The organism is Candidatus Halobonum tyrrellensis G22 (assembly GCF_000495475.1).
Classification (GTDB): Archaea; Halobacteriota; Halobacteria; order Halobacteriales; family Haloferacaceae; genus Halobonum; species Halobonum tyrrellense.
In genome coordinates this window covers 13,850-28,513 of sequence record NZ_ASGZ01000052.1, presented here as the reverse complement: position 1 = coordinate 28,513, position 14,664 = coordinate 13,850, and the positions used below count along the sequence as shown (strand labels likewise).

Below are 14,664 nucleotides of genomic sequence, written 5' to 3'. Positions count from 1 at the left end.
GCATCGCTCGGTTCGACCCAGTTTCACGTCGTTACTGTCTCCTCCGTCCGCGACGAGCGACCGGTCGTTCGACCCGCCACAGCCGTCGCCGCACGGACGCGCCGCCGCACCGCTGACGGTACGCGGCCGCGCGTCGGCTCGGTCGCTCACTCGTCGTACTTGGGTTCGCGTCGCTCCGCCCGCTCCAGCGCGCGCTGTATCACGTCGCCCACCGACTCCTCGTCGCTCGCGTGGAAGGCGTCGCCGTGACCCGCGTACATCCCCGTGACGGAGTCGGGGAGGTGCTCCAGCAGGTCGCGGAGGCTCTCGACCAGTCGCTCGCGCGACTGTCCCGACATGTCCGTCCGGCCGAACGAGCCGTCGTCGAACGCGCCGTCGTTGTAGACGACCACGTCGCCGGAGAACAGCGCCGTCTCGCCCGCCAAGGAGACGTGGTCGGCGGCGTGTCCCGGCGTGTACACCACCTCGAACGACTCGTCGCCGAGGTCGACCTCGTCGCCGGCTTCGAGCGCCCGGTCGCGTCTGGGGTGGTCGGCGTACGCGTACAGGTCCGCGTCGTACGCGTCGAGCACCGCGTCGAGTTCGCCCACGTGGTCGTGGTGCTGGTGGGTGAGCACCACCCGGTCGAGCGTCGAGGTGTGGTCGGCGAGTACGTCCTCGACGCCGGACATCGACCCCGCGTCCACGAGCGCGGGCGTCTCCCCGTCGACGAAGTACGCGTTACAGGTGAACTCCTCGGCGTCCGCGGTCACGTTGACGACGTTCACGGTCGTCCCACGGCCGCGGCGGTGTTAAATGGGGTGTCAGACGGTCTCACTCCCGTGGGGAGCGCTACCACCGCACACGCGAACCCGTACACTTTTCCGTGCTACCCGGCTAGCAAAGGACGTATGGGATTCGGTAGCTACGACGAGTCCGAACAGGAGAACCAGGAGCTCGACGCCGACCTCGACGACGAGACGGTCGACTCCGGCGAGGCCGACCACAAGGGCGACGTGAGCTTCGAGGCGGGGGCGTCGAACGACGAACTCCTCGACCGCCTGCAGGACATTAAGGGCGACGCCGACTCCTGAGGTCGGCGGGTGAAGTCGGGCGCGCGGGCACTCGGGGTGGCGTTCTCCGACGGGTCCGAGCGGTCGACGCTCGCGGGCGCGCTGGTTCGGGCCGACCGCGCGCTCTCGGGGTTAGCGTTCGCGTCGTGTGCCGTCGGCGGGACCGACGCGACCGACGCGGTACTCCGTTGTTTCGACGAACTCGGTAGGCAGGACGTTCGGCTACTGCTCGTCGCGGGCGTCGCGCCCGCGTGGTTCAACGTCCTCGACCTCCGGCGACTGCACGACGCCGTCGAGCGACCGGTCCTCTCCGTCTCCTTCGAGGCGAGCGGGGGGCTCGAACCCGCGTTGTGCGAGCAGTTCTCCGGCGACGCGCTCGCCCACCGACTCGCCGTCTACGACCGCCAGCCGCCGCGGACGCGCGTCGAACTCGACGGTGACTCCGGGGCCGCGGGCGACGGTCGGACGCTGTGGGTCCGTTCGGTGGGCGCGACCGACGCCGAGGCGCGCGAGACGCTCGCGGCGCTGACGCCCGACGGGGCCGCCCGGCCCGAACCGCTCCGGGTCGCGAGCGTCGCGGCCGCCGCGGGCCGGGCGTACCGCGAGCGCGAGTCGGGGAACGGCGCGGGCGGCGACCGAAAGGGGTAACTGTAACTCCGCGGCGCTCGGGGTTCCCGGTATGAGCGAGAGTCCGGACGACGAGTACGCGCTCGACGCCGACCTCCGCGTCGAGGAGTGTACGCGCTGTCCCGCGCTGGTGGAGTCGCGCTCGCGGATCGTCAACGGCGTCGGTCCGACCGACGCGGACCTCGTCTTCGTCGGCGAGGCGCCCGGGGCGAACGAGGACAGCGAGGGCGAACCGTTCGTCGGCCGGTCGGGCACCGTCCTCGACGACGCGCTGCGGGACGCCGGTCTCGACCGCGCGGACGTCCGGATCACCAACTGCGTCCGGTGTCGGCCGCCGGAGAATCGCGACCCCAGCGCGGAGGAGTTGGCGAACTGCCGGGGCTACCTCGCGGCGGAACTCGCCCGCCTCGACCCGGACCTGGTCGTGACGCTCGGAAAGGTGCCCTCCGAGCACCTGCTCGACCGCTCGGTCGCGGTCACGAAGGAGGCGGGGGAGGTGTTCGACGCCCGCGTCGGCGAGACGGCGGTCCGGCTGCTCGTCTGCGTCCACCCCGCGGCGACGCTGTACGACCGGAGTCAGGCGGAGACGTTCGAGTCGACCGTCGCGCGGGCCGCGGAGCTGTCGGGTGCGGGCGACGGCGAGGGCGGCGGGCAGTCGCGGTTGGGCGACTACTGAGCGCGGGTCGGACGGGCACCCGCCGACCCGACCGACGACCCGGTGACCGATGTTCAGTCGAGGTACGGCCGCTCGATGGCGCTCTCGGCGGCGACGAGCGCGCTGATGCGGCGGGTGATCCAGTCGAACAGCCCGATCACCGGTGCGAGCGTGCGCTCGACCAGTCGGACGACCGGCGCGGCGGTCAGCGACCACGTCCGCGCGTTCGCGAGGCCGACCGACTTCGGGACGATCTCGCCGCCGATCAGGAGGAGGACGCTGGTCACCACCGTCGTCACGACCACCGCGGGTCCCGTCGGGAGCGACTCGGCGACGAGAACGGTCACGATGCTCGAGATGGCGACGTTGACGATGTTGTTCCCGACCAGCAGCGTCACGAGGAGGCGGTGGGGGTCGTCGTGGAGTTCCTTGAGCACCCGCGCCCGGCGGTCGTCGGTCGTCGCCTGTCGCTCGACCCACTCGGGGGGCAACGAGAAGATGGCCGTCTCCGAACTCGAGAAGAACGCGCTACACAACAGCAGGATCGCGGTCGCCGCGACCCCGACCGCCAGCGTCGATAGGCCGTCCATGGACCGGGTAGGGTCGGTCCGCGAAAGAGTCCGTCGCCGGACCGCGCGGCGGCGTTACTTCCCGCCGCGCTGGTTGCTCGTCACGCTGGGACGGGTCTTCTCGGCGCCCTTCCCGCGCGTGCGGAGGCCGCGGTTGCTCTTGCCGGCGTTCGTCAGCCCGCGGAACGCGCGCCCCTTCTGGGTGTCCTGACAGATCCAGTTTAGGTCGTCGTCGGACTCGATGGCGGGGTGTTCGGGGTCGACCAGGATCGTCTCGAACCACTTCTGGGAGCCGTCCTGCCCGACGGGGTAGGAGGCGAGCACGCGCATGTTGGGGTACTTCCGCGAGACGCGCTCCTCGCCGATGCGCTGGATCGACTTCCGGCGGCCGATCCGGTTGACGCCCTGCCGCTTGCTCCGGCGGCCGGCCTTGTGCCGCTGTTTGCGCGCGCCGCCCTTCCGGACGGAGACGCGCGCCATCACGACGCCCTGCTTGGCCTTGTAGCCGAGTTCGCGCGCCTTGTCGAGCCGCGTCGGTCGGTCGATGCGGACGATGGCGCCCTGCTCGCGCCACTCCTGCTTGCGCTGCCACTGTAGCTCGGCGAGTTTCCCGTCGTCCGGGTTCCGCCAGGCTTCCTTGATGTGCGAGTAGAAACTTCGTGCCATGGGTTGCTCCGCGGGCGCTTGCGATTCAGTCGGCGGTCGGGCGGGTCCCCCGCCCTCGGGCGTCGGACGACGCCCGCCGACCACATGTCGTCCCGGGCGGACCGGGTGCCCGCTGGCGGCCCACGTGCCAGCGAGTTGGCGGACGTACCGGTGCGGCGCTGTTAAGCACTTCGAACGCCGCTCGACCGTGCGTCAGTGTCGCACCGTTCCGCGTCCCGTTTCCCGGGCGGCTCGCCGCCGTTCGAGGCGTCGTTCGCCCCCTGCGGCCGGTCACGCCTCGCTCAGCTCTCGGATGGACTCGAAGCGCCCGTCGGCGACGGCGTTCGCGACGGCGTCGGCGTCCACGTCGGGCGTCTCGTTGGGGTACTTCCGCTCGAAGTAGCCCACCACGTTCCCGGCGTCGCGCGCGAGCAGCTCGTCGGCGTTCTCGTGGTCCGTCTCGACCGACTGGGGCCAGTCGAACACGACGACGCCCTCGTCGCTGATGGCGACGTTGTGCTCGCTCATGTCGGCGTGGACGTACCCCGCGCGGTAGGCGGCGTCCATCTCCCTGAGCACCAGGTCGAGCACGCCCACCACCTGCTCGGAGCGGAGCTTCGCGTTCGCGAGTTCCGGCCCGGGGAGCTTCTCCATCACGATGGCGTGGCGGTTGTGGTCGACCGGCTGGGGCACCGACACCTGCGGATACAGGTCTTCGAGCGCGGCGTACTCCCGCTCGGCCGCCTTCCGGGCGGTGTACTGCCACGAGACGTGGTGGTTGTCCGCGGTGTAGTCGCGCTCCTTGCTGACCTGCCGGAAGTTGGTGAACCCCTCGCGGTGGAACTTCAGCGCGAACGGGCGGTACGACTCCACCTCGTAGACGTCGCTCTCCTTGCCCACCCCGAGCGGCGCGCCCACGCCGGAGATGGTCTCGCGTTCGGCGAACGTCCGGAGCGCGAGCGCGTCGTACCCCTCGAACGTGAGCTGGTAGCCCTCGTACTGGATCGTCTTCCGTTGGACCAGCCCCCGCTCGGCACAGCGCTGCACCCGGTAGTCCACCTCCTCGTCGGTGAGGTCGGCGTAGTCGGGGAGTTTCTCCCGTTTCACCCACTCGGAGAAGCGCATCCCCTGCTCGACGCCCGACAGCAGGTAGAAGTCGCCGGCTTCGAGTTCGGCCATCACCCCCGCGACGTTCTCGACCATGGGTGTGCGTGGCCCGCCGTGCGGTAAAAGGGGTCGGTCGCGGCCCGCGACGGCGGTCTCTCGCCCCGCCGCGGGTCGCTCGGGTCGCAAGCGACTTGCCCGCCCGCGGCCGACGACGCGCATGGAGCCCGCAGACGGTGTCCCCGACGGGGAGTGGCGACTGATACGCGAGGAGGCGCGTCCGGGACCGCTGAACATGGCGCTCGACGAGGTGGCCGCCGAGACGGCCGCCGCGGGCGGCCCCCGCACCGTCCGGGTGTACCGCTGGGCACCGTCGTGTCTCTCGCTCGGCTACCACCAGGACCCCGACACCGTCGACTGGGACGGGTGTCGGACGGCGGGCGTCGACGTGACGCGCAGACAGACCGGCGGCGGCGGCATCTACCACGACTCGGCGGGTGATATCTCGTACAGTATCGCCGCGCCCGCCGACGAACTCCCCGGGGACCTGCTGGACGCCTACCACCTGCTGTGTACGCCCGTCCTCGACGCGTTCGCGCGGCTGGGCGTCGACGCCGGCTACGCCGACGAGGAGCGCCCCGCCGTCTACCAGCCCGCGTGCTACCTCCGGGGACTCCACCCCGCACACGACGTGCTCTCGGGGGGCGGCGGGGGCCGGAAGCTCTCGGGCAACGCCCAGTACCGCCGCGACGACGCGGTCATCCAGCACGGCTCGGTCACGTACGAGTCGCTGCCCGACGCCCACCTCGGGTGTTTCGCCGACTCGGGCGTGAGTGCGGCCGAGTTCCGCGAGCGGGTCGTCGGTATCGCCGAGTTGACAGACGCCTCCCGCGCGGAGGCGGTGGCGGCGTTCGAGGGTGCGCTCGGGGAGTGGGCCGGCGCGGACGAGGGCGCGTGGACCGACGCCGAACTCGACCGCGCGGAGGCGATAGCCGACGAGAAGTACCGCGCCGACGAGTGGGTGCGGCGGGACCCCGGCGGACGGTAGCCGGGTTTCGATACGGCTTTGCCGCCCGACCCGCGAGGGGGGATATGAGTACGGACGCGGACGCGAACGCGGACACGGACCTCCGGGTCGGCGCCCACGAGTCGATAGCCGGCGGGGTGTACAACGCCGTCGACGACGTCGTCGACGACGGGGGGAACTGCGGGCAGATATTCACCCACTCGCCGCAGGTGTGGCAGGCGCCCAACATCGACGACGAGGAGGCCGAGCGGTTCCGCTCCACCTCCGCGGAACACGACGTGGGGCCGTGGGTGATCCACTCGTCGTACCTCGTGAACCTCTGTACGCCGAAGCCGGACCTGCGCGAGAAGTCGGTCGAGTCGATGCAAGCGGAGGTCGACGCCGCCGCGGCGCTCGACGTTCCCTACGTCAACGTCCACCTCGGCGCGCACACCGGCGCGGGCGTCGAGCAGGGCCTCGACAACGCCGCGAGCGCCCTCGACGAACTCGACGTGCCCGACGGCGTCACCGTCCTCGTGGAGTCGGACGCGGGGTCGGGAACCAAACTCGGCGGCGAGTTCGAACACCTGGCGGCGGTGCTCGACCGCTCCGCCCAGGCCCTCGACGTCTGTCTCGACACCGCCCACGCGTTCGCCGCGGGGTACGACCTCTCGACGGCCGACGGCGTCCGCGAGACGGTGGCGGAACTCGACGACGTGGTCGGACTGGAGCACCTCCAGTGTGTCCACCTCAACGACTCGAAACACGCCCGCGGCACCAACAAGGACGAACACGCCCACGTCGGCGAGGGCCACATCGGCGAGGAGGGGATGCGCGCGTTCGTCAACCACGAGGAGCTCCTGGACGTTCCCCTCGTCTTGGAGACGCCGACGGAGAACGGCAAGTCGTTCGCGTGGAACATCGACCGCGTGAAGGGGTTCCGCGCGGACTGAGCGGGCCGCTCGTACCGACCCGCGACGCCGCGCCCCGCCCCGAAGTCGGCGATCCACGCGGTCCACCCGGGAGTTGATACCGACCCGCACACACCCGCGGGTGTGAGCCAGGCCTCGACCGACCTCGACTCGACGGTGACCGACGACAGCCCGGCGGCGTACCGCGACCTGATGGAGCGGTACCGCCGGATCGCCCACCTGGAGAGCGGGGCGGGCGTCCTCTACTGGGACCAGCAGGTGACGATGCCGGAGGGGGGCACGCCCGCCCGCGGCAAGCAGTTGGCGGCGCTGTCGGGGACGACCCACGAGAAGCTGACGAGCGACGCGATGGCGGACGCCCTCGACGCCGCCGAGGGGTGCGAGTTGGACGACGAGCGCGCGGCGAACGTCCGCGAGGTCCGCAGACGGCACGACCGCAACCGGAGCCTCCCCGGCGAGTTGGTCGAGGAACTGACCGAACACCGGTCGCACAGCCAGCAGGTGTGGCAGGAGGCGAAAGAGGCGGACGACTTCGCGTCGTTCGCGCCGGAACTGGAGACGCTCCGCGAGCTCCACGTCGACCGCGCGGAGGCGATCGACCCCGACCGGCCGGCGTACGAGGTGATGTACGAGGACGGCGAGCCGTACCTCCCCATCTCCCGGATGGCGGAGATATTCGAGGAGTTGAAGGAGGCGCTGATCCCGCTCATCGACGACATCAGGGCCACCGGGACCGACCTCCCCACGCCGTTCGCCGACGCCGGCCCGTACGACGACGCGACCCAGCGGGCGCTCTCGGAGGACGTACTCGACCTGCTGAACTTCCCGGACGACCGCGGCCGCCTCGACGTCTCCGCGCACCCGTTCACGTCGGGCAACCAGTTCGACTCGCGGATCACCACCCGCTACGACCCCGACGACCCGCTGGGGGCGCTCACGTCGACGGTCCACGAGTTCGGCCACGCCAGCTACAACCTCGGCTTGCCCCGGGGCCGGTTCGGCGAACCGCTGGGCGAGTCGCTCTCCAGCGGCGTCCACGAGTCGCAGTCGCGCTTCTGGGAGAACCACGTCGCGCGCACCCGGCCGTTCTGGGAGCGGTTCGTCGACACGGTCAACGAACACCTCGGAACGGACGCGAGCGCCGAGGAGGCGTACGCCGCGATCAACCACGTCTACCCGGACAACCTCATCCGCGTCGAGGCGGACGAACTCACCTACCACCTCCACATAATCCTCCGGTGTGAGGTCGACCGCGCGTTCGTCGAGGGCGATACCGCGGCCGACGACCTCCCCGACGTGTGGGACGAGAAGATGGAGGAGTACCTCGGCGTCACGCCCGACACCGACGCGGAGGGGGTGCTCCAGGACATCCACTGGTCGGGGCGGTTCGCGGCGTTCCAGAGCTACACCATCGGCTCGGTGCTCGCGGCCCAACTCGACGCCGCGATGTGCGACGACCTGGGCGACGTGGACGCGCTGATCCGCGAGGGCGACCTCGAACCGCTGTGGGAGTGGATGACCGACAACGTCCACCGCCACGGCCGACGCTACCCCACCGACGAACTCGTCGCGGAGGCGACGGGCGAACCGCTCACGGCGGAGTACTTCGTCGACTACGTCGAGTCGAAGTTCGGCGACCTCTACGACCTCTGACCCCTCCCACGACGTTAGTCGTGGGGGTCCCCACCGAGGGAACCCCCGACGCCCGGGCGTGCCCCCGTGGACCGCCGGGTCACCGAAACCGCCGCACGTGGCCGCCCACACCGCTCCCGTCTGCCGATTCTCGGACGGTGGGAGCCACCCAAAGACCTATGTAGTGGTATGACATAGCGTAGCATGTATGGCGTCGGCACCCCGTTCCGACGACGACGACCTGTTCGACGAGTTCCTCACCAGCCGCGGTCACGAGCCCGACTCACCGGGCTGGGAGGAGTCGTATAACAAGAAACAGTGTCCCGACTGCGGGGGCCTCCACGACGACGGGGCCGACGAGTGCGGCGTCTGCGGCTGGCGACCCGCCTCCGACTGAGTCGAACGGCTCCGATACGACCTTCTTCGCGCCGGCATCCGCGAGCGGTGCCGGCCGACCGGGAGCCGACTCCGTTAGTCGACTCCCACCCCGCGCCCGACCCGCGGGACGCGGGCCGCTCGTCCGTCCGCGAGCCGTTCGTCTCCGCGGGTTGAGGTGAAACACGGCGCTTATGCCGCAGGACCCCGACTGGGTGACAATGAGCGACCCGACGGTCACCCGACTGTTCGGTGGGCCCGGCAGCGGGAAGACGACCGCGCTCCTCGACCGCGTCGAGGGGATCATCTCCGAGGAGGGCGTCAGCGTCCGCGACATCCTCGTCGTCTCGTACACCCGCGCCGCCGCCGCGGAGATCCGCGAGCGACTGGCCGAGCGGCTCGACACCACGCCCCGTCACCTGCAGGGGAACGTCGCCACGATGCACGCGAAGGCGTACGAACTGCTCGACCTCTCGCGCGGGGACGTGGTCGGCGAGGACGACAAGGAGGGGTTCTGTGACGACTACGGCATCGAGTACGAGGACGAGTACTCCGGCGGCGGCCGGCGGACCGCCCGGTCGACGACGCTCGGCAACAAGGTGATCGCCACCTCCCAGTGGCTCCAGCGGACGAACCGCGACGTCGCCGACTGGTACGACGTCCCCTTCCAGTGGGACGTCGAGGAGGTGCGGCTCCCGCCGGACATCGACCCCAACGCCCAGGAGGGGAACAAGTACACCCCGACGTGGCCGTCCGACGACGACCGGGTCGACATCCCCGAGGCGATCCGCGGCTGGCGCAACTACAAGGGCGACCACGACCTGGTCGGGTTCGCGGACATGCTCGAACGGGTCCAACAGCGGTCGCTGCTGCCGAACGTCGACTACCTGATCATCGACGAGTTCCAGGACATCACGACGCTGCAGTACGCGGTGTACGAGGAGTGGCGCCCCCACATGCGGAAGTGCCTGATCGCGGGCGACGACGACCAGGTCGTGTACGCCTGGCAGGGCGCCGACCCCGACCTCCTGTTGGACACCGAGGTGACCCACGACGAGGTGTTGCCCAACTCCTACCGCCTGCCGTCGAACATCCTCAACGTCGTCAACCGGGAGATCCGCCACATCGACAAGCGCCAGGAGAAGGACCTCCACCCGCGCAAGGAGGGCGGGTCGGTCGAGGCGGTGGAGTCGCCGTCGATGCTCGACTTGGTGCGGAACGTGCGCGCGACGGTCAAGGGCACCGACGAGACGCTGATGGTGCTGTTCCGCGCGCGCTACCAGATGTTCCAGTTCATCGACGAGTTCATCAGCGAGGGGATCCCCTTCTCCTGTCTCACCGACCAGCGGATGTGGACCGACCGGCTGACCGACTACGTCCGCGCGGTCGAGGCGGCCGAACGCGACGAGGTGATGACCGCGCTCCAGGCGCGCCGGCTGGCCGACATCCTCCAAGACTCGGCGTTCGGGTCGAGCGACCGCGACGACCTGTACGACTTCATCGACGACGTAGAGGAGACCGCCGAGGAGGACGACCTCGCGGAGATCCCCGTCTCGCCCGAGGACGTGACCGGGTTCATCCCGTTCATGCCCGACGGGCCGTCGGCGGCCGACATGGCGCGGAAGATCACGTCGTTCCAGCGGAAGTCGATCAAGGCGTACTTCGCGGGCGAGTACACCGAGATGGACCCCGACCGGGTCCGCCTCGGCACCATCCACTCCGCGAAGGGTCGCGAGGCCGACCACGTGTTCGTCTCGACCGACCTGACCGAGAAGGTGGTCGAACAGATGGCGGCCCGCGTCGACCAGCAGGGGATCGAGGTGGACGGCCTGCCCGACGGCGAGGAGTTCACCAAGACCACCACCCCGGTGCCGATCCTCACCGACAACGAGCGGCGCGTGTTCTACGTCGGGATGTCCCGCGCGAGAGAGCGGCTCGTCCTGATGGAGAGCCTGGTGAGCGGCGCGCCCACGCTGCCGATCAGCGTCCTCCTCCACAACGAACCCCGCGAGGAGTCGCCCGCGGAGCTGGTCGGCGAGGTCGTCGACGAACAGGACGCCCCCGAACCCGAAGCGTAGTCGGATGGCACCCCGCCCCGACGCGGACCCGACGGACGCGGCCGCCGGCGCCGACCCGGAGTCGGCGCCGGACTCGGATCTCGACGCGCTCGCGACCGACTACGGCTCTCTGGCGGCCGAACTCGACGCGCGCGGGGCGGTCGGGTTCGTCGCGGTCGGCGACCGGTTCGACGACGACCTGCGCTATCTGACCCGTTTCTCCGGTCCCGACCGGGCGTACGCGTTCGTCTTCGCCGCCGGCGAGGCGACGCTGTGCGCGCCGGCGCTGTTCGACGACCAGGCCCGCCGGGAGTTCCCCGGCGGGACGGTGCGGACCGCCGACCAGGGGGCGCCGGCGGGCGTCCGCGCCGCGGCGGCGCTCGACGCCCGCGGGGTCGACGGCGGGACGCTGCTCGTCCCGCAGGGTATCCCGCACGACGCGGCGGTCCGGCTGGAGAACGCGGGATTCGACCTCGAATCGACCGCCGCGGTCCGCGAGGCGCGCCGCGTGAAGGCCGACGCGGAGCTCGACCGCCTCCGGCGGGTCCAGCGGGCGGCGCTCCGCGGGGTGGCGCGCGCGGAGGCGATACTCGCGGCCGGCGAGGCGGACGGCGACCGGGTGACCTGGAACGGCGGGCCGCTGTCGACCGAGCGGCTCCGCCGGCAGGTGAACGGCGTCCTCGCCGCCCACGGCGTCCGCGACGCGGGCAACACCGTCGTGGGTTGTGGCCCGACCGCCGCCGACCTCCACTTCACCGGACTCGACGCGGTCCGGCCGGGCGAGACCGTCCTGCTCGACGTCTCGCCGCGCGGTCCCGACGGCTACTACGGCGACGTGACGCGGACGTTCGCGGTCGACTCGGGGGGCGGCTGGGAGCGCCGGGCGTACGTCGCCGTCGAGGCGGCCCGCGAGGCCGCGCTCGACGAACTCGCGGCGGGCGTGCCCGCTTCGACCGTCCACGAGGAGGCCGCCGCGGAACTCGCCGCTCACGGCTTCCGCGTCGACGGCGCCGACCGCGGGTTCGTCCACTCGACGGGCCACGGCGTCGGCGTCTCGCTCCACGAGGCGCCGTCGCTGTCGACTTCGGGGAGTGACGAACTCGAAGCCGGGAACGTGGTCACCGTAGAGCCGGGCGTGTACGACCCCGAAACGGGCGGGGTGCGCCTGGAGGACCTCGCGGTCGTCACCGACGACGGCTACGAACTGCTCGGGGAGTACCCGCGGAGCCTGGTGCCGCACGACCGCGGGTGAGCCGACCCGCCGGCCTGCCCACCCGGGATCGAGCGGCCGGGTCGCTCGGCGTCGAACTCACTCGGAGTCGGACCGCTCGACCGGTTCCTCCTCGCCGTCGGGCGTCGTCACCGCCGACCCGACCGTCCGTTCCGCTATCTTCCCGGGGATGTCGCCGGGCGTGGTGAGTCGCTGGGGGAGGTACACCATCAGCGCCGCGACGGCGACGAACGCGGCGCCGACGAGCGGGTCACCGTCCGAGAGCCGCCCGAGACCGTAGCCCGCCAGCGGGATGGCGAACAGCAGGCTCGCGCCCAGTCCGACCAGATCGAGGATGCCGAGTGCCACGCCGACCCGTTGGACGGGAGCGGACAAAAGCGGTGCCGTGGCGTCGCCGGGCGACGCCGGCCCGTCGGCGTCCCTGCCGGCACACCGCGGGGCGGACCCGGAGCCGGCGGACCTCGACCGGATGGGGGTCGACCGACCGGACGCGGGTTCACCGCGCGACCGGGTCGGGGAGTTCCTCGACGTTGTCGACAGACAGGCCGGTGGTCACGAGCAGTCGCAGCCCGCGGGCGACGCTCATGTCGAGTTCGTCGAAGTCGTCGGGGCGCATCATCACCAACTTCCCCGCCGTCGGGTTGGGGCTGTGCGGGAAGAACACCGCCTTCAGGTCGGCGCCGACGGCGTCGCTGACCCGGCGGGGTGCGGGGTTGGTGACGAAGCCGATGGCGTACGTGTTGTCGTGGGGGAACTCCGCGACGACCACCCGGTCGAACCCCTCGCCCGGGGAGGCGAGCGACTCGCTGACCTGCCTGACGCCGAAGTAGACCGCCCTGACGACCGGGAGGAGCGCGACGCCGCGCTCGAACCCGCCGAACAGCCGCCGGCCGGCCTCGTTGGAGGCGACGAACCCGACGAGCATGATGCCGACCGCGATGAGGACGGCCGCGAGCCCCTGCGCGAGGGGCTCGCTCCCGCCGACCAGCGCCGCGAGGTTGGTCTCGCGGACGAACGGCCGGAGGAAGCCGCCGACCCAGTCGACGGCGAACGCCAGGACGAACAGCGTGACCGCCAGCGGCGCGACGATGAACACGCCGGCGATGAAACTCCCCCGGAGCCGCGCGAACAGGTCCATGCTGTTCCCCGCCCGGCGCCGAGCAAATAGCTTCCGCCGCTCTCGCGGGCCGCCGTGCGTCACGGTGTCGGAACGCTTTCCAGCTGTGGGATCGAACTCGGGGTGTGTTCACCGGTATCGTCGAGACGACGGGAGAGGTGGTCCGCCGGGAGTCGACCGACGAGGGGCTCCGGCTCCGACTCCGCATCGCGGGCCTCGACGACCCCGACTTCCACCACGGCCAGTCGGTCGCGGTCAGCGGGGTCTGTCTCACGGTCGAGGACTGCGGGACGGACGGGGCGGGCGACTGGTTCTCGGTGTTCCTCGCGGCCGAGACGGTGGCGAAGACGTACCTCGGCGACCTCCGCGAGGGCGACGCGGTCAACGTCGAGCGCGCGCTCCCCGCCGACGGTCGGTTCGACGGCCACGTCGTCCAGGGGCACGTCGACACCACGACCCGCGTGACCGGGCGGGAACGCGTCGGCGAGGACTGGCGGTTCACGTTCGCGCTGCCCGACGGCTACGGGAACTACGTCGTCGACAAGGGGTCGGTCACGCTTGACGGTATCTCGCTCACCGTCGCCGACCGCCGGGAGGGGGAGTTCGACGTGGCGGTCATCCCGACGACGTACGACCTGACGAGCCTGAGCGAGAAGGCGGTCGGCGACCCGGTCCACTTGGAGGTGGACGTGGTCGCGAAGTACGTCGAGCGCATGTTGGAGGGGTACGCCGAGCGACTCGCGCCCGCTTCCGAGTCGCCGCCCGCCGAGTAGATGGCCGACGACCCGAGGCCGGACCCGCGGGCCGGCGCCGACCCGGAGGACGGCTCGGGTCCGGCCGACGGGTCGGACTCGACGGGACCGCTCGCGCGCGCGGCGTACGACCGGCTGGCGGCGGGCTACGACCGCGAGGGGGCGAGCAAGCCGTCGAACGCTCACCTCGAACGCCCCGCGACCCGGTCGCTGCTGCCCGACGTCTCCGGGCGGACCGTTCTCGACGCGGGCTGTGGGGCGGGCCACCTCGCGGACCGACTCGCCGACGGCGGCGCGGCGGTCGTCGGTCTCGACGCCTCGGCGGCGATGCTCGGCTACGCCCGCGGGCGCGTCCCCGACGCCGGGTTCGTCCGCGCGGACCTGGGGACGGGGCTGCCGTTCGACGCCGACCGGTTCGACGGCGTCGCGAGCTCGCTCGCGTTCCACTACGTCCGCGAGTGGGGACCGCTGTTCGCGGAACTCCGGCGCGTGCTCCGCCCGGGTGGCTGGGTGGTCTGTTCGGTCCAACACCCCCACGCCGACTTCGAGGAGTACGACGACAGCGAGAACTACCACGAGGTCGAGCGGGTGTCGGCCGTCTGGGAGTCGTTCGGCGAGCGGGTGGAGGTGCCCGCCTACCGCCGGCCGCTGTCGGCGGTGCTCGACCCGGCGCTGGCCGCGGGGTTCCGGCTCGACGAACTGGTGGAGCCGACGCCGACGGCGGCGTTCGCGGAGCAACGCCCCGAGCGGTACGCCTACGAGTCGACCCACCCCAACTTCCTCTGTCTGCGGTTCGTCGCGCCCGGGTGAGCCGTCGCGAGCGGACGCCGCGAACACCGTCGCTCGGGGAGACAGTAGACGGAGAACGCCGGGGCAGGGATTTGAACACGGTCGTTCCGTTCGGAGCGAG

General features: G+C 71.3%; 17 protein-coding genes. 11 read left to right on the top strand and 6 right to left on the bottom strand.

Going from position 1 to position 14,664, the window contains the following annotated elements:
* Nucleotides 1-146: 146 nt before the first annotated feature.
* Entirely contained in the window at nt 147-767 is a 621-nt protein-coding gene (locus tag K933_RS12665; RefSeq protein WP_023395133.1) for an MBL fold metallo-hydrolase, read from the bottom strand.
* A gap of 123 nt (nt 768-890) precedes the next feature.
* On the opposite strand from K933_RS12665, the gene K933_RS12660 reads away from it, so the two are divergent.
* From K933_RS12660 to K933_RS12650, 3 genes are read left to right on the top strand one after another with little or no spacing between them, the layout of a single operon-like run.
* Entirely contained in the window at nt 891-1,073 is a 183-nt protein-coding gene (locus K933_RS12660; RefSeq protein ID WP_023395132.1) for a DUF5786 family protein, read from the top strand.
* Nucleotides 1,074-1,082: 9 nt separating this feature from the next.
* Nucleotides 1,083-1,700, top strand: a complete 618-nt coding sequence (locus K933_RS12655) for an endonuclease dU (protein ID WP_023395131.1) — start codon at nt 1,083-1,085, stop codon at nt 1,698-1,700.
* Between the two features lie 31 nt (nt 1,701-1,731).
* Nucleotides 1,732-2,355 (top strand): uracil-DNA glycosylase, encoded by a 624-nt coding sequence (locus K933_RS12650; RefSeq protein ID WP_023395130.1) that lies wholly within the window; start codon nt 1,732-1,734, stop codon nt 2,353-2,355.
* Nucleotides 2,356-2,408: 53 nt separating this feature from the next.
* Here the strand turns inward: K933_RS12650 and K933_RS12645 are convergent, their stop codons facing one another.
* The 3 genes from K933_RS12645 to K933_RS12635 form a co-directional block, all read right to left on the bottom strand.
* The gene (locus K933_RS12645) at nt 2,409-2,924 is read right to left on the bottom strand and encodes a CNNM domain-containing protein (RefSeq protein ID WP_023395129.1); all 516 of its coding nucleotides are present in this window, start codon (nt 2,922-2,924) and stop codon (nt 2,409-2,411) included.
* Between the two features lie 54 nt (nt 2,925-2,978).
* On the bottom strand, nt 2,979-3,569 hold the full coding sequence (locus K933_RS12640) for a 50S ribosomal protein L15e (protein ID WP_023395128.1): 591 nt from the start codon (nt 3,567-3,569) through the stop codon (nt 2,979-2,981).
* A gap of 270 nt (nt 3,570-3,839) precedes the next feature.
* On the bottom strand, nt 3,840-4,751 hold the full coding sequence (locus K933_RS12635; RefSeq protein WP_023395127.1) for a serine/threonine-protein kinase RIO2: 912 nt from the start codon (nt 4,749-4,751) through the stop codon (nt 3,840-3,842).
* Nucleotides 4,752-4,872: 121 nt separating this feature from the next.
* Between K933_RS12635 and K933_RS12630 the strand changes: the two genes are divergently transcribed.
* The 6 genes from K933_RS12630 to K933_RS12605 all read left to right on the top strand — a co-directional run bounded on the left by K933_RS12630 (nt 4,873) and on the right by K933_RS12605 (nt 11,906).
* Complete coding sequence (locus K933_RS12630; RefSeq protein WP_023395126.1) at nt 4,873-5,700, top strand: lipoate--protein ligase family protein; 828 nt, start codon at nt 4,873-4,875, stop codon at nt 5,698-5,700.
* A gap of 44 nt (nt 5,701-5,744) precedes the next feature.
* Nucleotides 5,745-6,611, top strand: a complete 867-nt coding sequence (locus tag K933_RS12625) for a deoxyribonuclease IV (RefSeq protein ID WP_023395125.1) — start codon at nt 5,745-5,747, stop codon at nt 6,609-6,611.
* Nucleotides 6,612-6,782: 171 nt separating this feature from the next.
* The gene (locus K933_RS12620; RefSeq protein ID WP_049947858.1) at nt 6,783-8,243 is read left to right on the top strand and encodes a carboxypeptidase M32; all 1,461 of its coding nucleotides are present in this window, start codon (nt 6,783-6,785) and stop codon (nt 8,241-8,243) included.
* A gap of 187 nt (nt 8,244-8,430) precedes the next feature.
* Nucleotides 8,431-8,619: an HVO_0416 family zinc finger protein gene (locus K933_RS12615; protein WP_023395123.1), complete on the top strand. Its 189-nt coding sequence runs from the start codon at nt 8,431-8,433 to the stop codon at nt 8,617-8,619.
* Between the two features lie 199 nt (nt 8,620-8,818).
* Nucleotides 8,819-10,675, top strand: a complete 1,857-nt coding sequence (locus tag K933_RS12610; protein WP_023395122.1) for a UvrD-helicase domain-containing protein — start codon at nt 8,819-8,821, stop codon at nt 10,673-10,675.
* A gap of 4 nt (nt 10,676-10,679) precedes the next feature.
* Nucleotides 10,680-11,906, top strand: a complete 1,227-nt coding sequence (locus K933_RS12605) for a M24 family metallopeptidase (RefSeq protein WP_023395121.1) — start codon at nt 10,680-10,682, stop codon at nt 11,904-11,906.
* A 57-nt stretch (nt 11,907-11,963) separates the two neighbouring features.
* Here the strand turns inward: K933_RS12605 and K933_RS12600 are convergent, their stop codons facing one another.
* Nucleotides 11,964-12,233, bottom strand: coding sequence for a DUF7533 family protein (locus K933_RS12600; protein WP_023395120.1), 270 nt, complete (start codon nt 12,231-12,233; stop codon nt 11,964-11,966).
* Between the two features lie 148 nt (nt 12,234-12,381).
* Complete coding sequence (locus K933_RS12595; RefSeq protein WP_023395119.1) at nt 12,382-13,023, bottom strand: DUF502 domain-containing protein; 642 nt, start codon at nt 13,021-13,023, stop codon at nt 12,382-12,384.
* A gap of 104 nt (nt 13,024-13,127) precedes the next feature.
* Here K933_RS12595 and K933_RS12590 point away from each other — a divergent pair, with 104 nt between their 5' ends.
* Both K933_RS12590 and K933_RS12585 read left to right on the top strand, forming a co-directional pair.
* The gene (locus tag K933_RS12590; protein WP_023395118.1) at nt 13,128-13,775 is read left to right on the top strand and encodes a riboflavin synthase; all 648 of its coding nucleotides are present in this window, start codon (nt 13,128-13,130) and stop codon (nt 13,773-13,775) included.
* A complete protein-coding gene (locus tag K933_RS12585) occupies nt 13,776-14,564 on the top strand; it encodes a class I SAM-dependent methyltransferase (RefSeq protein WP_023395117.1) in 789 nt (262 codons plus the stop codon).
* The last annotated feature ends 100 nt before the right edge of the window (nt 14,565-14,664 follow it).